Here is a 22037-nt window from a genome sequence, read left to right as displayed (position 1 = left end):
GGCGGCGCCGGGCACGTTCCGTTGTGGTGTCAGGAGTGCGCGCAGCCCTTGTACGTGTTGCGGGTCGAGCACGCCGGGGAGGCGGTGCCGGAGTGGGAGGTGGACCACGCCTGGCCCGGGACCTGCCGGTTGGAACCCTTGCTGCCGTTGCGCGGACGGGCCGCCGCCGTCGAGGACGTCCCGGGCGCGGCACTGTTGCTCACCCCGTGCACCCCGTGACCCCGGCCCCAGCTCCGACCCCGATCCCGACACCGGTCCCCGACCCCACCGCACCCTCGGCCCCGCCCCGCCCCCGCCCCCGGCGTCGCCGCGTCTGCGAGTACAGGACGAGCGCCGCGAGGGCCACGAGGACGACGCCGATCCACATCGCGGCGGAGGTACCCCCGCCACCCGCACCCGTACCGCCCCCGGCCACCCCGATGGCGAGGCCGCCCACCGCGCTGCCCGCCGCCACGCCCAGGGTGATCACGGAGGTGTGCACGGTGTTGACCAGTCCGCCGGCCCCGCCCACGGCCACCACCCGGGCCACGAGCGCCGGGTTCATCGGGACGCCCACGAGCCCGACCAGCAGGACGGCCGGCAGCACGACGGGCAGCGCGGCCCACGGCTGACGGGCGCACAGGGCGAGGGCCACCAGCGCGACGGCCAGGACCAGGTGGCCGACGCGCAGCAGCGTGACCGCGTGCCGGTCGGCGTGGCGCCCCACCACCGCGTTGCCGAGGACCGTGCACAGGCCGTATCCGAAGAGGATCAGCGTCGTGGTGTCCCGTCCGAAGCCCGCGTCCTGTTCGAGCAGGGGCGTGAAGTAGGAGAACGCGCCGTACCCGGCCCCGATGGTGAGCAGGCTGACGAGGTAGCGGCTCCACAGGCGGGGGCTGCGCAGTTGTCGCAGGTCCTCGGCCGAGCTCTGCGCGGAGACCGCCGGCAGGTCGGGCAGGGCGCGTGCGTCGAGCAGGGTGAGGAGCAGGCCGGCGGCGCCGAGGACGACGAAGCTCGCCTGCCAGTTCCACGTCGTGGCCATGGCGTGGCTGACGGGCAGGCCCAGGACGGCGCCGAGCATGATGCCGCCCAGCACGACGGAGACGGGCGCGGCGACGCGGTCGGGCGCGGGCGCGAGCCGGGCGGCCATGGTCAGGGTGAGGCCGAACACCGCGCCGCCCAGGCCCCCGGTGAGCACCCTGAGCGCCGCGACCCACCAGTACGCGTGGACGAGCGGCACGGCCGCCTCCAGGAGCGAGTAGACGGCGACGACGCCCAGGAGCGCCGTCTTCGGCGGTGTCAGGCGCAGGGCCCAGGCGAGGAGGGGGCCGCCGAGGGCCATGCCGAGGGAGTAGAGGGAGATCAGCGCGCCGACGGCGGCGGTGGAGGCGCCGAGGTCGCGGGCCATGTCGGGCAGCATGCCCATGGTCTGCAGTTCGCTCATGGCGACGAGGAGCAGGGTGCTCATGAGCCAGTACGTGGGCCGCTTCACGGGCGACACCTTTCTGTATTCCAGAATCCAAAACAAGGACATGCCGGACCACCCCACCCCCAAGACGGGCACGGGAAGGCACGAACGGACGCCCGCCCAGAACGCGACGGATCAGCCCGGATCAGCTCGGGTCAGCTCAAGGCAGAACGGGGCAGGCCCGATCACGGGAGCAGCGAGCGGAGCCCGTCGAGGGCGATGCGACGCAGCGCGTCGGGCTCGACCCCGTTCTGGGCGGTCACCCGGATCCCGCTGATGACGGTGTTCACGAGGAGCGCCCCGTCCCGCGGGTCGGGGCCCTCGGGAACGCTCCCGTCAACCCGACCGGCCCGGATGACGTCCGCCATCATCCCGAGGCGTTCCCGCAGGTCCCGTTCCAGGATCCGCGGGATGCGCGGATCCCGGGCCCGCAGGTCGGGGGTCATGAGGGTGTGGACGCCCATGCACCCGGCGGCGTGCCCGCGGTCGCGGGCCGCGCGCTCCTCGTCGACGATCGCGTCGACGAGCCGGCGCAATCGCGTGGCCCCGTCGAGGGAGCCGTCCGTGAGGATCGCCTCCTGACGGGCCCGCATCGTCGCCGCGTAGTGCTCCAGGGCCCGCACGAAGAGCTCGTCCTTGGACGTGAACGCGTTGTACAGGCTGCTGCGGCGCACACCGGCGGCCTCGCAGAGCTGTTCGGTGGAGGTGTCGGCGTAGCCGTGGACCCGGAACTCCGCCGCCACCGCGTCGAGTACCGCCGTCTCGTCGAAGTTTCGCGGTCTGGCCATGATCGAACGCTAGCACGTTCTGGACCCCAGAATCCAGAACGGTGATCCTGCGCCCACCGCACCCCGCCCCCGGGCCCCGCCCCTCAGCGCAGGCGACCCCCGGGGACGCGGGCCGGACGGGTCGCCGCCGTCGAGTACGCGGCCACGCCCGCCAACACCCCGGCCGCCAACACCGCCCGTCGCCCGCCCACCGACAGCGCGGACCAGCGCGAACCGACGGACAGGAACGAGCCGAGGCTCAGCAGCGAGCCCGCCGACAGGCCGGACAGGCCCGAGCCGACCGAGCCCACGGAGAGCACGGAACCCACCGAGCCGACGGAGAGGGCCGAGCCGACCGAGCCGATCGAGAGCACCGAGCCCACGGAACCGATCGACAGGACGGAGTCCTTCGAGTTCCAGGAGAGCAGGGAGTTGCGGGAGTTGCGAGAGGTGCCGGAGCGGCCGGCGACAATCGAGCGCATGGGCGCATCGTGCCACGCCGTCCCGCCGGCGACACCCCCGCGGACACGGGCTTCACGCGGCGCCCCGCACCCACTCGTTCGGCCCAACCGCCCCCCACCCCCCGGCACCCCGTCCGACCGGGCCCGAACAGCGCTCCACGTGCCGTGTTCGCGTCACCCCAGGCCCCCGGGGGCCGGTGATCGACTCGCCGGGGGCGCGGATGCGGTCGTAGCGTCGCTGTCGATCGCCCCGAGCAGTTCGGAGCGCCCCGAGTCGGGCGTGGCGAGCGGGCACCGGGGTCCCACAGACGGGAGACCATCGTGATCCCCACCTCCTCGCAGTCATCCCCCGCCCACCCCCGGGGCCGCGTCCGCGACGCCGCCCGCCTCCTGTGCGCGGGCGCCCTGGGCGCGGCCCTGGCCCTCGGGCCCGTGGGTGCGGCGGGCGCGGCGCCGTCGCCGAAGCCGAAGCCGTCCTCGTCGACCTCCGCCTCCGCGTCCGCCAAGGCCGGGGAGTTGACGCTCACGGCGACGCCGACCACGGTGAAGGTCGGCGGCAAGGCCGTCTTCACCGGGCGGACCAAGGGGCTGCCGATCGGCACGAAGGTGACCCTCCAGCACAAGCACGGCACGAGCTGGACGACGCTGAAGTCGGAGACGGCGGTGAAGAAGGGGTCGAGCTTCTCCCTCGACTACACCTTCCGCACGAAGGGCAAGGAGGAGCTGCGGGTCAAGGCCGGGGACGCGGTGTCCCCGACGGTGACCGTCACGGTGGAATAGCCCGGGACGACCGACCCGCGAACACCCCACACCCCACGCCCCACTCCCCCACTCCCCCACTCCCCACGCGCACCCCGCGGGCCCCGCCCTCACCCGAGGACGGGGCCCGCGGGGCTCACGGCGCGGCGGGCCTCAGGAGGCGGTCGGCGGTGCGGGGACGACCGTCGCGGGCGCGTCGGCGGGGCGCGCGGCGGCGGTGTCCTCGGCGCGCATCGCGCGGGTCTCGCTCTTGAGGATGCGCAGGGACTTGCCCAGGGCGCGCGCGGTGTCGGGCAGTCGCTTGGAGCCGAACAGCGCGATGACGACGATCGCGACGATCAACAGGTGCCAGGGTTCCAGTCCGTTGCGGAGCACGTCGCCCGTCCCTTCGGTCGGTCGCGACGCCGGCCGTGCGCCGGGGCGCGGCCCCGGGCGCGCGGTGGCGCCGCCCTCAATACTTGCAATATTGCGCAACTGTACAAGCATTCGTGATCGGGTTCGACCACCCGGCCCGGATGAATTCCCGCCCCACCGCCCCCCCATCGCCCCCACCTCCCCCGCCCCCTACCGCCCCGCACCACCACCCCGCCGCAGCCCGTCGAAACGCACGCACACCCCGTACACCGCCGCCGCGTACCCGGCCGCCACCCCCGCGAGCACGGCGTACAGCGTCACCGGCACGGGCCCGAACCCGAGCGCCCCGCCCCACGGCGACAACGGCAGGCCGAGCCCGACGAGCGCCAACGCCGACGCCGCCCACCCCGCCGCCCGCGTTCCCGTACCCGCCCCGCGCGTCAGGCGCGGCAGCAGCACGAGGGCCAGGGCCTGCGTGAGCAGGTTCTCGGTGAACCACGCCGTGTGCACCGCGCCTTCGCGCGCCGCGCCCGTCCACCCGTCGAGCAGCGGCCCGAGCGCCGCCAGGGTGACGAGGTCGGCGCAGGCTCCCACCGCCGCCGCCACGAGCACGAGCCGCCCGAGCCGCCCCGTGGCCCACCGCACCGGCCGCCCCGGCCGGCCGTCACCGCCGCCGTCCCGGGCATCGCCCCCGCCCGCGTCCCCACCCCCGCGACGGTCGCGGGTGAAGGCGAGTTGCGCCGCGTCGAAGCACAGGTTCTGCACGAGGACCTGCGCCGGCAGCATCGGCGCGAACGGCAGCACCGCCCCCGCCGCCAGCAGGGCGGTCGCGTTGCCGAGGTTGGCCGAAAGTGTGACCCGCAGGTGGTCCACGACCCGGGCGGCGGCCCGCCGTCCCGCCGTGATCGCGTCCCCGACCGCCGTCAGGTCCTTGTCCACGAGCAGCACGTCGCCCTGCTCCCGGGCGGCGGGCACCGCGCCCCGGGGCACCAGCGCCACGTCCGCGGCCCGCAACGCCGGCACGTCGTTGACACCGTCGCCCAGGAAGCCGACGGTGTGACCGGCGGCCCGCAGTTCGGCGAGGAACCGGGCCTTGTCGGCGGGCGCGCACCGGGCCAGGATCCGGGTCCGGGCCAGGGCCTCGGCGCGCGCGGGACCGCTCAGGGCGTCGAGGTCGGCGGCGGTGCGGACCTCGTCCTCGGCCACGGGCAGGCCCAGGTCGCGGCAGGCGCGCCGGGCCGTGCCGGGATGGTCGCCGGTCAGGACGCGCGGGCTGACCCCGGCCGCGACGAGGCCGGCGAGGGCGCGTTCGGCGCCGGCGGCGGGCGCGTCGCGCAGGGTCAGCAGACCCACGGGACGCAGCCCGCGCACGTGCTCGGGCCGCAGGGCGTGGGGCCGGCCCGACACCGGCGCGGGCAGCGGGGTCTCGGCGAGGGCCACGAGCAGCACCCCGAGCCCCTCGTCGGCCGCACGGTCCACGAGGTCCGCCAGCCGGGTCCGCTCCTCGGGGGCGAGGGCGCAGCGGTCGAGCACCTCGTGCGCGGCGCCCTTCACGACGAGCAGCCGGTGCCCGGGCCGCCCGGGGGCCCGGACGGCGACGGCGGAGAACCGGCGGGTCGGGTCGAAGGGGAGCACGGCGAGCGGATCGAGCAGTTCGGGATGCGCGGGCGGCGCCCCCTCCCCGGCCTCACCGCCGAGGCCCGCGCGGTCCCCCTCCTCCCCGCACTCCTCAAGGAGGACGGCGTCGACGGCGTCGGGCGCGGGCGTCTCCGCGAGGTGCACGCTCCACCACGCGTTGACGGCCGCCCACCGCCGCGCCCTCGGATCCTCGCGCCCGGCCGTGTCGAGCGAGGCGTGCACCACCGGCCGGCCCTCGGTGAGGGTGCCCGTCTTGTCCAGGCACAGCACGTCGACGGCGCCGAGGTCGTACAGGGCCGGGAGCCGCGGCACGAGGACGCGCCGGGCCCGCGCCAGCTCGGCGGCGGCCCGCGAGAGCCGGGTGGTGAGCACGAGCGGCAGCATCTCGGGGACCAGCCCGACCGTCACGGCCACCGCGAAGGGCCAGGTCTGCGGGGTGTGCCCGCCCGTGACGGCGTCCACGCCGATGGCCAGCGCGGGCAGCGGCAGGGCCAGGCGCAGCAGCAGCCAGGACAGGGAGCGCAGCGAGCGTTCGAAGGGCCCGGTGGGCCACCGGGACGGAACGGGCGCGCTCGCGATCCGGGTACGCGCGCCGGTGGCCACCACGACCGCCCGCGCGCTCCCGGTGGCCACCGCGCTGCCCCGGAACACCATCCGGGGATCCCCGAACGGACCGCCGGCACCCGCGTCCGGGGCGGCGTCGGGCTCGGGCGTCCCCTCGGCTTCGAGGGCGGGCGCGGACTTCGGCACGGGCCGGGACTCGCCGGTCAGCGCGTCCTGGTGCACCGTCAACCCGGCGGACCCCAGCAGCCACAGGTCGGCGGGAACGGCGTCCCCGGGACCCAGTCGCACCACGTCCCCCGGAACCAGGTCACCGACCGGCACCTCACGCGCCCGACCCCCGCCACCCCCGCCGTCGGCCCGCCGTACGACGGTCACCGTCGCCCCGCCCGTCTCGTCCGCCCCGTCCGCCCCCAGACCCGCCGCGAGGCGCTCCGCCCGCCGCTCCTCGCGCGCCCGCAGCGCGGCGGCCGCCACGGCGAGGACGAACAGCACCACGGCCGTGCCCGGGGCGGCGGCCACGGCGGAGATCACGACGAGGCCGAGGAGGAGCAGGGTGAACGGTTCGCGCAGCGCCCGCAGCAGCAGCCGTCCGGGGGTGACGGCACGCCGGCGCGGATCGCGGTTCTCCCCGTGCACGAGCAGCCGACGCGCCGCCTCGGCCTCCGTCAACCCGCGCGGCCCGCTGTCGACCTCCCGCAACACCCGCAACGTGCTCCACCCGGCCCCCGGCGACCGATCCGACGGACGGTCACTCACCGACGCCGCGCAGCCCCCGCACCGCCCGGGTCCAGGGCCGCGCTCCGGCGGCGCGGGCGGCGGGGGCCGGGACCGGCGCGGCGGCCGCCTCCGCGCGCCGTTCGATGAGATGCCGCACGACGTGCACGACGTCGGGGTCCGTGACCCAGTACACCTGCCGGCGGCCCTCGCGGCGCGATCCCACCAGCCCCGCCAGCTTCAGCTTCGCGAGGTGCTGGCTGATCGCGGGCAGCGCCCCGCCGACGCGTTCTGCGAGCCGGGTCACGTCGCACTCGCCCTGGGCCAGCGCCCACACGACGTGCAGGCGGGCCGGCGAGGCCAGCAGCCCGAACGCGCCGGCGGCCTCCGTCAGGACCTCGGGCGAGGGATCCTCGTGCCCGCCGGCCTCGTGCGCCGTCACCGTCTCCCCGTTCCCCGGCGACCGCCGGACTTCCCACCGCACAGACCTCGTACCGCACAGACCTCGTACCGCGCAGACCTCGTACCGCGCACGCGACCCGGTACACGCCGCCCGCCAGTCTAAAACGCCTCGCCCCGGCGGACGCCGCCGCCGTGAAACGGGGCCGTGCCCCGACACGCCCGCCCCCGAAAGAACCGGGAAGCCCGGCGGAAACCGCCCCCGCTCCCCTCCCCAGCGGCCCCGTCCTCTCGGTCACGCCCGCCCCGCCCGACCCGCCCGACCCGCCCGACCCGCCGCCCGCGCCGTGGGCGCCCGCCCGGCACGAACGACGCGCCCCGGCCGGCCCTCACCCGTCCGGTCCCCACCCACCCGGCCCTCGCCCACCCGGCCCTCACCCGTCCGGGCCGATTCGCCGCGCGCGGCCCACGGGTAGGACAGGCCCCGTCCTTCCCCACCACACCCCCTTGGAGGCCCCGTGCCCGAGAAGCACGGCCCCTACCGGCCCGGCACCCCCTGCTGGATCGACCTGATGGTCCCCGACCAGCAGGCCGCCCTCGACTTCTACCGCGACCTGTTCGGCTGGCAGGGCGAGGTCGGACCGCCCGAGACCGGCGGATACGCCGTCTGTTCCCTCAAGGGACAGCCGGTCGCCGGGGTGATGGCCGCGATGAACCCCGACGGCTCGGTGCCCGACCCGATGCCGCCGGCCGTCTGGACCACCTACCTCGCCTCCGACGACCTCGACGCGACCCTGCGCGCGGTCGGCGACGCGGGCGGCCGCGTCGAGGTGCCGGCCATGGACGTGATGGACATCGGCCGGATGGCCGTGGTCGCCGACCCCTCCGGGGCCGTCTTCGGCCTGTGGCAAGCCCGCGCCTTCACGGGCGCCGGCATCGTCAACGAGCCGGGCGCGCTGATCTGGAACGAGCTGCACAGCAACGACCGCGCCGGTGCGGACGCCTTCTACCGGGCCGTGCTGCCGATCACGACCGCCCCGGCCGAGATGGCCGGCGCCGAGGGCTACCTGGAACTGCGGGTCGACGGGCGGACCGTCGGCGGCCTCACCGACCTGGCGCACATGCCGCAGGAGACGCCCTCGCACTGGCTCACGTACTTCTGCGTGGACGACACCGACAGTGTGACGGCGGCGGCGGTCCGCGCCGGCGGCACCGTCCTGGCGCCCCCGTTCGACATGCCGGTCGGTCGGATGTCGGTGCTCGCCGACCCGCAGGGCGCGGTGTTCGCGGTGATCGCCACCTCGATGATCGACGACCCGGCCTGACCCACCGGGCCCCGAACGCGGGCCCGAGCCCGCGTCACGGCCCGCGGGACCCGTCCGGCCGGCCCCCGAGCCCCGGCCGGACGGCGTCCGGCGCACCTCGCACCACACCCGGGGCACCACGCCCCGCGCCGCACCCCTCGGCCGCGTCCCGAACGCGCCCCGAACACGCCCCCGCCGCGCCCCGGGCCCCGGCCCGGCGCGTCCCCTAGGCAACCGCCGGCCCCGCCCTCGCGTCTTCCCCGGCGTCCGGGCCGGTGCGGGTGTCCGCCCGTCGGCCCGGCCTCCCGGAGTCGACAGCGAGGAGCGCACCGTGGGGATCATCGGATGGATCGTGCTCGGCCTGCTCGCCGGGGCGATCGCCAAACTGCTGCTGCCCGGCCGGGATCCGGGCGGACTGATCGGGACGACCCTGATCGGTGTCGCGGGCGCGTTCACCGGCGGCTGGTTGTCCGCCCGTTTCCTGGACCGGCCGGTGACGGAGCGGTTCTTCGACCTGTACACGTGGGGCGCGGCGATCGGCGGCTCCCTCGTGCTGCTCATCGCGTACCGCCTGCTGTTCGGCAACTCCCGCGACTGACCTCCGCCCCACCCGTCGTGTCCGGTCGGCATTCGGCGGCGGCCCGCGTCAGGGCCCGGTGCGTGGGCGTGCCCTCCGCCGCCGTGAGGACGACGAGTTCGAGGCCGTGGGCACCGGGCAGCACGTACGCGGTGTAGTCCAGGTCCAGTCGGCCGGCCCGCGGGTGCAGGAAGCCGTGGCTGCCGGTGGCCGGGCCGCGCACCTCGTGCTCCTCCCAGATCTCGGCGAACCGGTGGCCCCGCGCGGTCAGATCGGCGACCAGCCGGCGGCCGCGCGCGTTGTGGGGGTCGGCGGCCAGCGCGTGGCGCAGCCGGTGCGCGTTGCCCCGGGCGACCTTCTCCCAGTCCGCGAGGAGCCGGGGCGCGCGCGGATCGCAGAACGTGAACCAGGCGAAGTTCCGCTGCTCGACGGGCAGTTCCGCGTAGTCGAACAGCAGCCAGGACTCGGCGGCGTTCCAGGCCAGGACGTCGCGCATGGGCGTGACCACGTGCGCGGGCCACGGGGACAGCGAGTCGAGCAGGCGCAGCGTGGTCTCCGGCACGTCCGAGGCCGTGACACCGCCCGGCTCCGTCGGGGACGGCGGGCCGCCCTCGGCGAGTCGGCGCAGGTGGCGGCGGGCGTCCTCGTCGAGTCCCAGGGCGCCGGCGAGGGCGTCGAGGACCTGGGGCGAGGGGCGGCGCTGTCGGCCCTGTTCGAGGCGGGTGTAGTACTCGGGGCTGATCCGGGCCAGGGCGGCGACCTCGGACCGGCGCAGTCCGGGCAGGCGTCGGGTGCCGGCTCGGGGCAGGCCGACGGCTTCGGGGGTCAGTCGTGCCCGGCGCGAACGCAGGTAGCGGGCCAGTTCGGGTAGTGCCGGGGACGGTGCCATGCGTCGATTATCGGATCGTCCACCCGGGTGGAGGCAGGCCCTGTCGGGGCCGGCCTCGGGCGGTGTCTCGTGACGGGCCGGGCCGCCGCCCAGACTGGCCGCGATCCGCGACCCCGGCCCGACCGGGGTCCCCGCGCCGCCCGCCAGGAGCCCACCCGTGCCCACCCACCCCGACAACCCCCCGCCCCACCCCGCCCCCACACCGGCACCCACACCCACACCCACACCCACACCCACACCCAAGCCGACACGAACCCCCGCCCGGACGCCGTCCCCGCGGCCCCGTCACGGACCCCTGCTCGTGTTGAGCGCGGCCGCCGGTCTCGACGTCGGCGGGGTCGCCGTGCTGAACAGCGCCCTGCCCTCGCTGGGGGCGCACTTCGGCACCTCGGCGCAGGACCTGTCGTGGGCGGTGACCGGGTACGCCCTCGCGTTCGCCGGCCTGCTGTCGTGCGGCGGCGCCCTCGCGGACCGGCTGCGGCGCCGCGGCGTCCTCGTGTGGGGGCTGGCGGCCCTCGCGGCGGGCGCCGTGCTCGCGCTGACGGCCGCCTCGTTCTGGACGGTCGCGGCGGGACGGGTCCTGCAAGGGGCGGGGGCGGCCGTCACCCTGCCCGCCGCCACCGCCCTGCTGACCTCGGCGTACCCCGAGGGCCCGGAACGCGCCCGCGCCCTCGGCGTGTTCTCCGCCGCCCAGGCCGCCTGCTACGGGGCCGGGCTCGTGGCCGGCGGCGTGGTGACCGGCGCCCTCGGCTGGCGCTGGGTGTTCGCCCTCCAGGCCCTCGCCGCCGTCGGCATCGCCCTCGCCGCCCTGCGCGCCCTGCCCGCCGGCGCCCGGACCCACCGGCCCGGCCCGGATCCGACGGGGGCCCTCGCCCTGCCCGTCGCACTCGTCCTGACGGTGCTGGGCGCGGACACGGCGGCCCGGCCCGGCGGGGCCCTGCCGGCGGCGGCGTTGTTCGCGGCGGCCTGCGGCGCCGGCCTCCTGTGGTGGCGTCGCGGGCGCGCCGGCGCGGGACGGCCGGCCCTGCTCGACCCCGGGCTGCTGCGCCGGCGCGGGGTGCGGATCGCGGCGGTGGTCGCGGCGGCCTTCTACTTCTGCGTCACGGGCTCGCTGTTCCTGCTGCCGCTCCACCTCCAGCGGACCCTCGGCATGTCCCCGGCCGCGTCGGGTCTCGCGGTGCTGCCGGTGAGCCTGGCCGTCGCCGGCGCCGCGCTGCTGTCGGGGCGTCTGATGCGCACCCGGGGCCCGCGCCCGCCGCTGGTCCTGGGCCTGCTCCTGACCGCGGGCGGCGTCCTGCTGTGGTGCGCGGCCGGCCCCGGCACCCCGTACGCGGGTCCCGTGCTCATCGGGCTGCTCGTCACCGGCGTCGGCCAGGGCCTGGTCTTCCCGGCGCTGACCGCCGTCGGCCTGCGGGACGTGCCCGGGCACGACCACGGCAGCGCCTCGGCCCTCACCGGCACGGCGCTCCAGATCGGCAGCGCCGTCGGTCCCACCGTCCTGGCCGGGATCGCGCAGGCATGGACCTCGGCCACCACCGCGACCGCGATCGTGCGAGGCGGCGGCGCGATACCCGACCCCGGCGCGCTCTCGCCGTCCGGCCTGCACGCGGCCTGGGCGGCGGCGGCCGGCCTCCTGCTCCTCGTCGCCCTCCCGGCCGTCGCCCGTCTCGGCACCCGCCCGCGACACCGCTGACACTCCCGCCCCGACAGGCCGGCAGGTCGACGGCCGGGCCCTCAGCCCTCCGTCGCGCCCGCGCGGCCGAACCGCGCGAGCAGGTGCCAGACCCGCTTGAGGGCCTGCGGATCGTACGCGCCACCGCGCGCCGCCTCGCCCAGCACCGCCGGGTCGAGCACCCCGTCCACGGCGATCCGCTCCCCGAGCTCGACGAACTCGGGCCCCCGGTAGTCGGCGTGCCCGCGCAACGCGGCCGCGGTCAGCCGGAATCCGGGATGCCACGCGAGCGGGCACGGCAACCGCCGGGCCGCCGCCTCCACCGGCGTGCCCCGGTACGCCGGGTCCAACACCAGCGCCTCCACGTCCCGATCGAGCCGCACCGGCCCGTGGACCTGCGCCTCCACGTAGTCGTCGAGGGCGTCCTGACGGTCCGCGAGCGCGAGTTCGATCAGCCCCATCCGCTCCGCCGTGCCGAAGTCGGCCGGTTCGAGGAAGCTGTCGGGGTAGCAGAAGGTGGTGCGGGCGGCGGTCTCGGCGGTGAGCCGCAGGTGCGCCGACCCGAAGCGCGGGGCCCCGCCGTAGGGTCCGCCCCGGAAGTGCAGGGCCCCGTACACGGGACGTTGCGCCGCCGGCGCCGCGTCGTACGCCCCGCCGAAGATGCGGCTCTCCCACCGCCACCGGTCCCCGCCGGGGTGGGCGGTCAGCCCCCCGTTGCTCGTGCCGGTGACGAACTGCGACACGTACCGGCCGCCGGCCGCGAGCGCGTCGAGCACCGTGCCGCCGCCCGGAACGGCGCGGTCGGGATGGAAGTTCAGGGTCACCCGCAGGGTCGGGTCCAACGGCGCCCCCACCGCCCGGGCCGCCACGTGCGCCAAGGCCCGTCGCTGCGGGCCGCCGTCGTCGTCGAATGCCTCGTTCACGCCCCCAGTCTCACCTCCGGGTCCGGACGGTGGGCCGGCGGGCCCCGCACACCAGGGCCACGACGCCGAGTGCGAGCACGGTGGCGGCGGCCGCCCCCGCGGACCCGGGCAGCGGCGGCCACGCGGACACGAACACCGACGCGGGCGCTCCCGGACCCGCGGAACCGGAGACGGAGGGCCCGGGCACGGGCCCGGGCGGGACGGGAACGGGCCCGGCGGCGAGCCGCTCCTCGGAGGACGAGGACCCACCGGCTTCGCCCCCCTCGCGCGCGCCGTCCTCGTTCGCGCCACGCTCGGCGCGCCCCGCCTCCGAATCCCGATCGCCCCCGGCATCGACGCCGGCCTCGGGCGTGGACTCGGACGGAGCGCCGGCCCCGTCACCCCCCGTGTCCCCACCCCCGGCCGGACCTTGGGCCTCACCCGCGGGCGAGGGCTCGGACGTGGCCCCGGGCACCGCCTCGGACCGCACCTCGGCCCCTCCCCCACGCCCCGAGACCTCGTCCGAGTCCGACTCCCCACCGGGCACGAGGGTGACGCCGCGCCGCACCACGGGCCCTCCCCCACGCGCGTCCGGCAACCCGACCACGGGCCCGTCGCCCACATCGGCGCCGGCGTCGTCCCCCGACACGGGCTCGGACGGCCCCGGCCCCGGCTCCGCGGCCGAAGCCGATCCCGACCCCTGCGACCCACCGGACCGCACGTGGGCCACCGCCGTGACCCCCGGTTCCGTCGTGCCGGCGGCGGCCCCGAGCAACCACGGGCCGAGCAACGCGAACGCGGTCACGGCGACGCCTGCGCGGCGGCGGTGCGCGGGTGTGGGCATGGGGATGTGTCGTCTCCGGGGGTTCGGCTCGACCGACGTGCGTGCGGATACCGCCTTTAACCCTCCCTTACGCGCCCCACCCCGAGGCCCCGCGAAGGACCCGGACCACACCGCGAAGGTCCCGCCCACCCGGGACCTTCGGCATCCGCGCCCGCGAGCCCCCGACACCCCGACACCGTCCCCCCGCCCCCTCCGTGTTGACCTTGACCTCGGGGGAGACCCCACGATCGACGGAGCCGGGTGATCGCCCGGCACGAAGGGGAACGGGGCACGGCGTGCTGACCATCGGACACTTCGCGAAGGCCACCCGCCTCTCGCCCAAGGCCCTGCGCCTGTACGACGAACTCGGCCTGCTCCGCCCGGCCCGCGTGGACCCCGTGACGGGCTACCGGCTGTACGCGCCGGCGCAGGTGGAGCGGGCCCGGCTGGTGGCCTGGCTGCGTCGCCTGGGGATGCCGCTCGCGGAGATCCGCGGGGTGTGCGACCTCGACGCGGCCGGGGCCGCAGCCGAGGTCCGCGCGTACTGGGCGCGGGTCGAGGCCGAGACGGCCGCCCGCCGCGACCTGGCCTCGTTCCTCGTCGACCACCTGTCCCGGAAGGACACCCTCGTGTCGACTCCCGAACTCACCCCGCTGACCCTGCGCTACGCGGCGCTCAGCGATCGCGGCCTGGTGCGCGAACACCACCAGGACACCGCGCACGCCGGCTCCCGCCTGTTCGCCGTCGCCGACGGACACGGCCGGGCCGGGGCCCGCGCGAGCGCCGCCGCCGTCGACGCCCTGCGGCATCTCGACACCGAGGAACCGCCGGCCGGCCACCTGCTGGACCTGCTCCAGGACGCCGCGGACCGGGCCCGGGAGGCGGTGCACGAGGCGGTGGGCGCGGGCGACGCGGACGGCGGCGCGAGCGGCACCACCCTGTCCGCGATGCTGTGGACGGGCTCGCGGCTCGCGCTCGTGCACATCGGCGACTCCCGCGTGCACCTGCTGCGCGACGGGGAGTTGTTCCTCCTCACCCACGACCACACGCACGTGCGGGCGCTGGTGGACGAGGGCCGGATCAGCGCGGCGGAGGCGGAGTCCCATCCGCGGCGCGCCCTGCTCACCCGCGCCCTCGGTCCGGGCGTGGACAACACCCCCGACCTGCGGTTGCACGAGCCGCGCGCCGGCGACCGGTGGCTGCTGTGCTCGGACGGGCTGTCGACGGTGGTGCCGGACGCCGGGATCCGTCGGGTGCTCACCGAGGTCCGGGAGCCGGCGGCGGCGGTGCGGGCCCTGGTGGACCTCGCCAACTCCCTCGGCGGCCCCGACAACATCGGCTGCGTGGTCGCCGACGTGATCCCCACACCCGAGACCGCCGCGTGACGGGGGCGGCGGTCAGGACCGCCCGAAGAGGTCGGCGGTCGGGTCGAGGGCCGCGCGGGCGGTGAAGTAGGCGGTGAACCCGGCCAGGAACTCGTCCTCGTCCACGCTGCCGTCGCCGTCCGCGTCCAACGTGCGGAATCCCTCGGTGAGTTCGGCGGGGTGCACCCGCTTGCCGCCGAACACGACCCGGTACTCGTCGGGCCCGAGCCGGCCGGAGCCGTCGGTGTCGGCGGCCCGGAACAGGGCCCGCAGCGCCACGTGCAGCCCCTCCTCCAGGTAGCCGGGGTCCCGGTCCAGGCCGCCGAGCATCGCGCGGACGAATTCCTCCCGGTCCACGGTTCCGTCCCCGTCCGCGTCGGCGTCCGCCCGCAGCCGCTGCCACCAGGTCTCGAACGCCGCGTACAGCTCGTCCTCGCGCGCGTCGTCGAGTTCGAGGTTCCAGCACACGGTGTGGGCCTTGGCCTGGAGGTCCACGGGCCCGACCCGCCCGTCCCCGGTCTGGTCCAGGACCCGTGCGAAGAAGTCCTCCAGCCGTGCCCGGCGCGGGTCCTCGCCCCGCCGGGGCGCGGGCACCGGCACCGGCCGGCGCCGCGCCGGCCCGGCGCCCGAGGACGCGGCCCGGTAGCGGGCGCGCGCGGGCAGCAGGTCGACGGCGGCGCGCGCCCCGTGGTGCACGAGCCAGGACACGGCCGCGGCGCCCGGGGTGCGGCGCAGCCGGAACGCGCGGCGCGCGGCGGGCGGCAGGTCCGCCACGGTCAGCACGGTGAGGAGGCGCGAGACCAGCGGCCGCAGGAGCGGCCACAGGGGGCCGAGCCGGCCGAGTCGGCGGGGCGCCGGGGCGGTGCGCAGCATCTCGAACAGCAGGTGGTGGACGGTCTCCCCGTACTCCAGCGTCTCCCGCGCCACCTTGTCCACGTACGCGGGCACGTCGGCGGCCTCCGCCGGCAGCAGCTCCCCGGGCAGTCCGAGGGCCGCGCACACCTCGCGGAACTCGGCGTACACGGCGTCGCGTTCGGTGGGGGTGAAGGGTTCGCCGGCCAGTGCCCGCATCGCGGTGAGGGCCTCGTACAGGGTGACCATCACCCAGGTGCGCACCTCGGGGTCGGCTGCGCTGAACCCGCGGCCCTTCTCGTCGGTGCCCTGGATCCGGCGGTGGGTGCGGCGCAGCCGCTCGACCTCGCGGGCCAGGTCCTCCGCGTCGGAGAAGAACAGGCGGCGCCCGCTGTCCATCGTGTGCTGGATCCGCCGCCAGGGGTGGCCGCGGTAGGTGGAGAAGGCGGTCATGCCGGCGCCGACGGCGGGGTGGGCGGCCTGGAGGACGAGAAGCCGCCAGGAGACGAGCGCGATGCGGTGCTCGCCGAGGGTGGCGCGCAGCGGGGTGTCGTACGGGTGGGGCCCGACGGAAGGCATGACCGGCTCCTGCGGAGGGGTGACGGGACGGGGCGGGCGCGCCGACGATCACGTGCGCCGTACCGTACAACGGGGCGGGGCCGAAAGGGGGACCCGTCACTCCCCGCATTCACCCACCCGAGTCACGCCGCCCCCACCCGTCACTCCCGGACCCCACCCGGCGCAGTCCGGGGACGGGGGTCAGCCGGGGCTGGGGTCAGCCGGCGGTGGGGGCGCCGAGCACCTCGTCGCGCTTGGCGTACCAGCGCAGCGAGTCGCGGATCCCGTCCTCCACCCCGTACTCGGCCTTCCAGCCCAGCAGTTCCCGGGCCAGGTCCACGCGGGCGTAGGCGCCGACGGAGTCCCCGGGGCGGCGCGGGACCTCGACGGTGGGCATCGGGCTGCCGGTGACGTTCTCGAAGGCGGTCAACAGCTCGCGCACCGTGGTGCCCCGGCCCGTGCCCAGGTTGATCACCCGGTACCTCTCTGTCGCCGTGACCTCGGCGAAGCCGCGGATCGCCTTGACGTGCGCGCGGGCGAGGTCCCACACGTGCACGTAGTCGCGCAGGCCGGTGCCGTCGTGGGTGGCGTAGTCGGTGCCGGTGACCGTGAACGGCTCGCCCGCGTGGTGCAGGTCGATCATGCGGCCCAGGGCGTGGCTGGGGGTGCGCAGTTGGAGGCCGGTGCGCAGCGCGGGGTCGGCGCCGATGGGGTTGAAGTAGCGCAGGGAGATCACGTCGAGGATCCCGGAGGCGGCCACGTCTCGCAGGATCGTCTCGAAGACGGCCTTGGTGCGGGCGTAGGGGCTCTGGGTGAGGATCGGGGAGGACTCGTCCACGGAGAAGTCCGCGGGGTCGGCGTCGTAGATGGAGGCCGAGCTGCTGAAGATCAGGTTCCGGCAGCCGTTGCGGACGAGGTGCTCGACGAACTCGATGCCCTTGGCGACGTTCTCGCGGTAGTAGCCGAGCGGGTCGGCGACCGAGTCGGGGACGACGATGAGCGCCGCGCAGTCCACGGCGAGGGTGATGTCGGGGTGTTCGGCGAAGATCCGGTCGACGAGGTCGCCGTCGCGGATGTCGCCCTCGTAGAAGGCCCGACCCTCGGTGAACTCGCGCCGTCCGGTGGCGAGGTTGTCGAGGACGACGGGCTCGATGCCGTCGTCGAGGCAGGCCGAGGCGATGGTGGAACCGATGAAACCGGCGCCGCCCGCGATGAGGATCTTCACGATGGTGTCTCTCTTCGGTGCGTGGAGGCCGCGGCGGGTCCCGGTGGGGACCCGCGCGAGGTGTCCGGCACTCTACCGACCCCACCTGTGCGCCGGACGCCCCGGCCCCGTCCGCCCCCCGCGCTCCCGAACGGGGCCGACCCCGTCGTCCCGTCGACGAACGGCACGTCAGACGGAGCGCCTCCGCTTGCCGTTGCCCGCCACGAAGGCCGCGCCGAGCGCGATGGCGACGCCACCGGCACCGAGGGCCCAGCTCGTGGCCCGGCCCGCGCCGGTGTCGGCGAGTTCGTCACCGGGGTTGACGACCGGCGGCTTGGTCTCCTCGCCCGGACCGGGCTTCTCGGGGTCGGGGGTGACCGGCGGCTTGGTCTCGTCACCGGGACCCGGCTTCTCCGGGTCGGTACCGGGGTCGGTGCCCGGGTCGGGGTCGGTCACCGGCGGCTTGGTCTCGTCACCGGGGCCGGGCTTCTCCGGGTCCGGGTCCGTGACCGGCGGCTTCGTGTCCTCACCGGGGTCGGTGCAGTCGTCACCCGGGTCGGGGGTGACGGCGCCGATGCCCAGCACGTACTCCGCGGAGACCAGGGCGGCCTTCTGCTCGTACATCGCCTTCTCGGAGAGGCCGGCGGCCTGGAGGGTCAGGTTGCCGGACTCGGCGGTGACCTTGACCCGGACCTTCATCGAGGTCTGCTCGCCCGCGCCGAGCTTCCCCGTCGACATCATCGCGTAGTGGCCCCCGGGGGTGACGATGTCGCCCGAGAGGAAGGCGGTGGACACCCAGGCGTTGACGCCGCCGACGCCGAATGCCTCGACCTGAACGTTCGCGCGGGGCACCCCCTTGACACCGACCCCGTACACGTAGCCCTTGTGCGCCTTCCCCTTGGAGTTGTCCACCTCCAGGGTCATCTCCTGCCACTCTCCCGGGGTCAGGGACTTCGGGACACCGGCCAGGGTGAGCCGCGGATCGGCCTCCAGCTTCTTCGATTCCGAGGCCGGGGCCGGGGCGGAGTCGTCCTTCGGCGCGGCGTCCGGAACGCTCACGGCGGGGGCGTCGATCTCGCTCGCCATCGCGGGCGAGGCCATCAGAACGGTGGGGCCGGCCATCGCGGCGGCGGCGACCACGGTCATGCGCTTCAGCTTCACGTCTGTTTCCCTTCGCGGTCGTCACGGCCACGGCCGAACATCGGCGGCGGACGAACCGTTGGAATGCGGTGTGATCACCCTAGGAAACGATGAAAGACCCATCCACCCCCGATCATGACGAACCGTCACCCCGACGCGGAGCTGAACTCGGACATACACCCATGATCCGCCCCGGAAATTCCGTTCCGCGAAACAACCACCCCCCAGAACGGCCCGTTCGGAGGCCGAGTTCACGACTCAGGTCCCGACACCGTTCCACCGAACCTCAGAACCCGTCGCGCGGCGCCCCCGACACCTTCGTCAGCGAGACCGTCTCGTCGGCGGCCCTCGATCCCCCGGCCGGGAACCGGACCGTCACCGTGTCCCCCTCCACCCCGAACACCACCGGCCCGCCGTACCGCCCGGCCCACCCCTCCCGCACCGTGTACGTCCGGGACAGTGCCGCCCGCGCCCGCTCCGGCACCCCCGACACCCGCACCGGCGCCGCGGCCGGCTCCCCGTCCCTGGGGTCGAGCCCGACGGTGGCCCCCGTCGCACCCAGTGCCCAGGTCCCGGTCCGGCCCGAGAGGTCCTCGCGCCAGGTGCCGTCCTCGTCCACGGTGAGCGTGCCCTCCTTGCCGTCGGCCAGGATCAACGCCCAGTCCCCCACGACGTACCGCCGCAGGGTCCGGATCCCCGGCCCCCCGAGCTCGGGGGCCGCGCACGCCGCCGCGAGCCCGGCCGTCACCCCTCCGAGCAGCACGCCCAACACCCGCCGCCGACCGACCATCCTCATCCCCGCTCCCCTCCCCCGAGACCCGAGACCTCGCCGACCCGATACCCGATGGGGGCGCACGCCAAGCGCACGCCCCCATCCCGCGACCCGCGCATTTCCGGCCATTCACCTCGAAACCATGACCGGAATCGACCCTCTCGAAGGGGTGGACACCCACCAAGTAGGCTGACGGCCGTGACGAAGCAGAAGACCGGACCCGGCCCCACCCTGAACGTCGACGCGATGATCGAGGACCTGCGGGCCCTGGTCGAGGTCGAGTCCCCGTCGCGTGACCTCGACGCGTTGGCGGCCTCCGCGAAGATCGTCGCGGGCGTCATCGAGAGCCGTCTCGGCGGCCGCGCGGTACTCGTCGAGAGCGAGGCCGGTCCGCACGTGCACTGGTCGGGCGGGGGCGAGCCCCGGGTCCTGATCCTGGGCCACCACGACACGGTGTTCCCTCTGGGCACTCTGGAACGCCGCCCCTTCACCGTCGCCGACGGCCGCGTCACCGGCCCCGGCGTGTTCGACATGCTCGGCGGCCTCGTCCAGGCCGTGCACGCCGTCGCCGCCCTCGCGGACCGCTCGGGTGTGGAGATCCTGATGACGGCCGACGAGGAGGTGGGTTCGCGCTCCTCGCGCGCCCTCATCGAGGAACGCGCGCGGGCCTGCGGTTCGGTCCTGGTGTTCGAAGGCGCCGCGGACGGCGGTGGCCTGAAGACGGCCCGCAAGGGCTGCGGCTCCTTCCACGTCACGATCACCGGCCGCGCCTCGCACGCCGGCCTGGAGCCGGCGGCCGGCGTGAACGCGCTGGTCGAGGCGGCCCACCAGGTACTGCGCATCGCCGAGTTCGGCCGCCCGGAGATCGGCACGACGGTCACACCCACCGTGGCCACGGCAGGCACCCTGGACAACGTGGTCCCGGCCGAGGCCACCGTCGGCGTGGACGTGCGCGTGGAGACGGACGCGGAGAAGCACCGGGTGGAGCGGGCCTTCGCCGACCTCATCCCGTACCTGCCGGAGGCCCGCATCACGGTCGAGGGCGGCATCCTCCGCCCGCCGATGCCCGAGTCCGCGTCCACCGAACTGTTCGCCCTGGCCCGCCGACTCCTCCCCGACATCGAGGGTGTCTCGGTAGGCGGCGGCAGCGACGGCAATTTCACGGCGGCCCTCGGCATCCCCACCCTGGACGGCCTCGGCGCGGTCGGCGGCGGCGCCCACGCCGACCACGAGTACCTGGAGATCGCCGCGATGGTCGAACGCGCGACCCTGGTCACCGGCCTCATCGAGGCCATCCGCACCCGCTGACCTCGAACCCGCGGCGATGCCGGCCCCCGAAAGGCGGCCGGCATCGCGCTGCCCAAAAAAGCCCCGTAAACGCGGAAAAGCCCCGCACCATAAGGTGCGGGGCTCCCCCACAATAATTGTTCGGCGGCGTCCTACTCTCCCACAGGGTCCCCCCTGCAGTACCATCGGCGCTGAAAGGCTTAGCTTCCGGGTTCGGAATGTAACCGGGCGTTTCCCTAACGCTATGACCACCGAAACACTATGAAATTCTGAACTCAACCGGCAAACGGGAGTTCGTTATTTCAGAACTAACACAGTGGACGCGAGCAACTGAGGACAAGCCCTCGGCCTATTAGTACCAGTCAGCTTCACCCGTTACCGGGCTTCCACATCTGGCCTATCAACCCAGTCGTCTACTGGGAGCCTTACCCTCTCAAGGAGGTGGGAATACTCATCTCGAAGCAGGCTTCCCGCTTAGATGCTTTCAGCGGTTATCCCTCCCGAACGTAGCCAACCAGCCATGCCCTTGGCAGGACAACTGGCACACCAGAGGTTCGTCCGTCCCGGTCCTCTCGTACTAGGGACAGCCCTTCTCAATATTCCTACGCGCACAGCGGATAGGGACCGAACTGTCTCACGACGTTCTAAACCCAGCTCGCGTACCGCTTTAATGGGCGAACAGCCCAACCCTTGGGACCGACTCCAGCCCCAGGATGCGACGAGCCGACATCGAGGTGCCAAACCATCCCGTCGATATGGACTCTTGGGGAAGATCAGCCTGTTATCCCCGGGGTACCTTTTATCCGTTGAGCGACGGCGCTTCCACAAGCCACCGCCGGATCACTAGTCCCGACTTTCGTCCCTGCTCGACCCGTCGGTCTCACAGTCAAGCTCCCTTGTGCACTTACACTCAACACCTGATTGCCAACCAGGCTGAGGGAACCTTTGGGCGCCTCCGTTACTCTTTGGGAGGCAACCGCCCCAGTTAAACTACCCATCAGACACTGTCCCTGATCCGGATCACGGACCGAGGTTAGACATCCAGCACGACCAGAGTGGTATTTCAACGACGACTCCACAACCACTGGCGTGGCCGCTTCACAGTCTCCCACCTATCCTACACAAGCCGAACCGAACACCAATATCAAACTGTAGTAAAGGTCCCGGGGTCTTTCCGTCCTGCTGCGCGAAACGAGCATCTTTACTCGTAGTGCAATTTCACCGGGCCTATGGTTGAGACAGTCGAGAAGTCGTTACGCCATTCGTGCAGGTCGGAACTTACCCGACAAGGAATTTCGCTACCTTAGGATGGTTATAGTTACCACCGCCGTTTACTGGCGCTTAAGTTCTCAGCTTCGCAACCCCGAAAGGTCACTAACCGGTCCCCTTAACGTTCCAGCACCGGGCAGGCGTCAGTCCGTATACATCGCCTTACGGCTTCGCACGGACCTGTGTTTTTAGTAAACAGTCGCTTCTCGCTGGTCTCTGCGGCCACCCCCAGCTCAGAGTGCAAGACTCATCACCAGACGTGGCCCCCCTTCTCCCGAAGTTACGGGGGCATTTTGCCGAGTTCCTTAACCATAGTTCACC

19 protein-coding genes and 2 rRNA genes (1 of these 21 running past the window's edge) are annotated in these 22037 nt (G+C 74.6%); 6 read left to right on the top strand and 15 right to left on the bottom strand.

What is annotated here, in order from left to right; translation table 11 throughout:
• Positions 1-29: 29 nt before the first annotated feature.
• The 4 genes from ACN20G_RS32275 to ACN20G_RS32260 form a co-directional block, all read right to left on the bottom strand.
• The gene (locus tag ACN20G_RS32275; protein WP_424216788.1) at positions 30-203 is read right to left on the bottom strand and encodes a hypothetical protein; all 174 of its coding nucleotides are present in this window, start codon (positions 201-203) and stop codon (positions 30-32) included.
• Positions 200-1471: an MFS transporter gene (locus ACN20G_RS32270; protein WP_424216787.1), complete on the bottom strand. Its 1272-nt coding sequence runs from the start codon at positions 1469-1471 to the stop codon at positions 200-202. The genes ACN20G_RS32275 and ACN20G_RS32270 overlap by 4 nt, the downstream gene beginning before the upstream one ends.
• Positions 1472-1632: 161 nt before the next feature.
• The gene (locus ACN20G_RS32265) at positions 1633-2235 is read right to left on the bottom strand and encodes a TetR/AcrR family transcriptional regulator (protein WP_424216786.1); all 603 of its coding nucleotides are present in this window, start codon (positions 2233-2235) and stop codon (positions 1633-1635) included.
• An 83-nt stretch (positions 2236-2318) separates the two neighbouring features.
• Complete coding sequence (locus ACN20G_RS32260) at positions 2319-2696, bottom strand: hypothetical protein (RefSeq protein WP_424216785.1); 378 nt, start codon at positions 2694-2696, stop codon at positions 2319-2321.
• 300 nt (positions 2697-2996) lie between these two features.
• Here ACN20G_RS32260 and ACN20G_RS32255 point away from each other — a divergent pair, with 300 nt between their 5' ends.
• Entirely contained in the window at positions 2997-3455 is a 459-nt protein-coding gene (locus tag ACN20G_RS32255; protein WP_424216784.1) for a hypothetical protein, read from the top strand.
• A 132-nt stretch (positions 3456-3587) separates the two neighbouring features.
• On the opposite strand, the gene tatA is transcribed toward ACN20G_RS32255, so the two are convergent.
• From tatA to ACN20G_RS32240, 3 genes are all read right to left on the bottom strand, one after another.
• On the bottom strand, positions 3588-3809 hold the full coding sequence (gene tatA / locus ACN20G_RS32250; RefSeq protein WP_424216783.1) for a Sec-independent protein translocase subunit TatA: 222 nt from the start codon (positions 3807-3809) through the stop codon (positions 3588-3590).
• Between the two features lie 189 nt (positions 3810-3998).
• A complete protein-coding gene (locus ACN20G_RS32245) occupies positions 3999-6692 on the bottom strand; it encodes an HAD-IC family P-type ATPase (protein WP_424216782.1) in 2694 nt (897 codons plus the stop codon).
• Positions 6693-6738: 46 nt separating this feature from the next.
• A complete protein-coding gene (locus tag ACN20G_RS32240) occupies positions 6739-7146 on the bottom strand; it encodes an ArsR/SmtB family transcription factor (protein WP_424216781.1) in 408 nt (135 codons plus the stop codon).
• A 529-nt stretch (positions 7147-7675) separates the two neighbouring features.
• On the opposite strand from ACN20G_RS32240, the gene ACN20G_RS32235 reads away from it, so the two are divergent.
• Both ACN20G_RS32235 and ACN20G_RS32230 read left to right on the top strand, forming a co-directional pair.
• Complete coding sequence (locus ACN20G_RS32235) at positions 7676-8428, top strand: VOC family protein (protein WP_424217419.1); 753 nt, start codon at positions 7676-7678, stop codon at positions 8426-8428.
• Positions 8429-8738: 310 nt separating this feature from the next.
• Positions 8739-9005, top strand: coding sequence for a GlsB/YeaQ/YmgE family stress response membrane protein (locus ACN20G_RS32230; protein ID WP_424216780.1), 267 nt, complete (start codon positions 8739-8741; stop codon positions 9003-9005).
• On the opposite strand, the gene ACN20G_RS32225 is transcribed toward ACN20G_RS32230, so the two are convergent.
• Positions 8965-9873: a helix-turn-helix transcriptional regulator gene (locus tag ACN20G_RS32225; protein WP_424216779.1), complete on the bottom strand. Its 909-nt coding sequence runs from the start codon at positions 9871-9873 to the stop codon at positions 8965-8967. The genes ACN20G_RS32230 and ACN20G_RS32225 overlap by 41 nt on opposite strands.
• Positions 9874-10174: 301 nt before the next feature.
• Between ACN20G_RS32225 and ACN20G_RS32220 the strand changes: the two genes are divergently transcribed.
• A complete protein-coding gene (locus tag ACN20G_RS32220) occupies positions 10175-11566 on the top strand; it encodes an MFS transporter (protein WP_424216778.1) in 1392 nt (463 codons plus the stop codon).
• Between the two features lie 41 nt (positions 11567-11607).
• Here ACN20G_RS32220 and ACN20G_RS32215 read toward each other — a convergent pair whose 3' ends face one another.
• The gene (locus ACN20G_RS32215; RefSeq protein WP_424216777.1) at positions 11608-12468 is read right to left on the bottom strand and encodes a DUF3626 domain-containing protein; all 861 of its coding nucleotides are present in this window, start codon (positions 12466-12468) and stop codon (positions 11608-11610) included.
• 1101 nt (positions 12469-13569) lie between these two features.
• Between ACN20G_RS32215 and ACN20G_RS32210 the strand changes: the two genes are divergently transcribed.
• Positions 13570-14655 carry a MerR family transcriptional regulator gene (locus ACN20G_RS32210; protein WP_424217418.1) on the top strand — a complete coding sequence of 362 codons (1086 nt, stop codon included), beginning with the start codon at positions 13570-13572 and terminating at the stop codon, positions 14653-14655.
• 12 nt (positions 14656-14667) lie between these two features.
• Here the strand turns inward: ACN20G_RS32210 and ACN20G_RS32205 are convergent, their stop codons facing one another.
• From ACN20G_RS32205 to ACN20G_RS32190, 4 genes are all read right to left on the bottom strand, one after another.
• Positions 14668-16065, bottom strand: coding sequence for an oxygenase MpaB family protein (locus ACN20G_RS32205; RefSeq protein ID WP_424216776.1), 1398 nt, complete (start codon positions 16063-16065; stop codon positions 14668-14670).
• A 196-nt stretch (positions 16066-16261) separates the two neighbouring features.
• Positions 16262-17269 carry a UDP-glucose 4-epimerase GalE gene (gene galE, locus ACN20G_RS32200; protein WP_424216775.1) on the bottom strand — a complete coding sequence of 336 codons (1008 nt, stop codon included), beginning with the start codon at positions 17267-17269 and terminating at the stop codon, positions 16262-16264.
• Positions 17270-17437: 168 nt separating this feature from the next.
• On the bottom strand, positions 17438-18409 hold the full coding sequence (locus ACN20G_RS32195) for a hypothetical protein (protein WP_424216774.1): 972 nt from the start codon (positions 18407-18409) through the stop codon (positions 17438-17440).
• Positions 18410-18674: 265 nt separating this feature from the next.
• Complete coding sequence (locus ACN20G_RS32190) at positions 18675-19184, bottom strand: hypothetical protein (RefSeq protein WP_424216773.1); 510 nt, start codon at positions 19182-19184, stop codon at positions 18675-18677.
• 222 nt (positions 19185-19406) lie between these two features.
• On the opposite strand from ACN20G_RS32190, the gene ACN20G_RS32185 reads away from it, so the two are divergent.
• Positions 19407-20468, top strand: a complete 1062-nt coding sequence (locus ACN20G_RS32185) for a M20/M25/M40 family metallo-hydrolase (protein WP_424217417.1) — start codon at positions 19407-19409, stop codon at positions 20466-20468.
• Positions 20469-20586: 118 nt separating this feature from the next.
• Here ACN20G_RS32185 and rrf read toward each other — a convergent pair.
• Positions 20587-20703, bottom strand: a 5S ribosomal RNA gene (gene rrf, locus ACN20G_RS32180).
• Positions 20704-20779: 76 nt separating this feature from the next.
• Positions 20780-22037, bottom strand: a 23S ribosomal RNA gene (locus tag ACN20G_RS32175) (it continues 1863 nt past the right edge of the window).

The sequence above is a fragment of the Streptomyces dryopteridis genome, from assembly GCF_049606955.1.
GTDB lineage: Bacteria > Actinomycetota > Actinomycetes > Streptomycetales > Streptomycetaceae > Streptomyces.
Note: the sequence above shows the minus strand (reverse complement) of the source record. Positions and strands in the feature narration are given on the sequence as shown.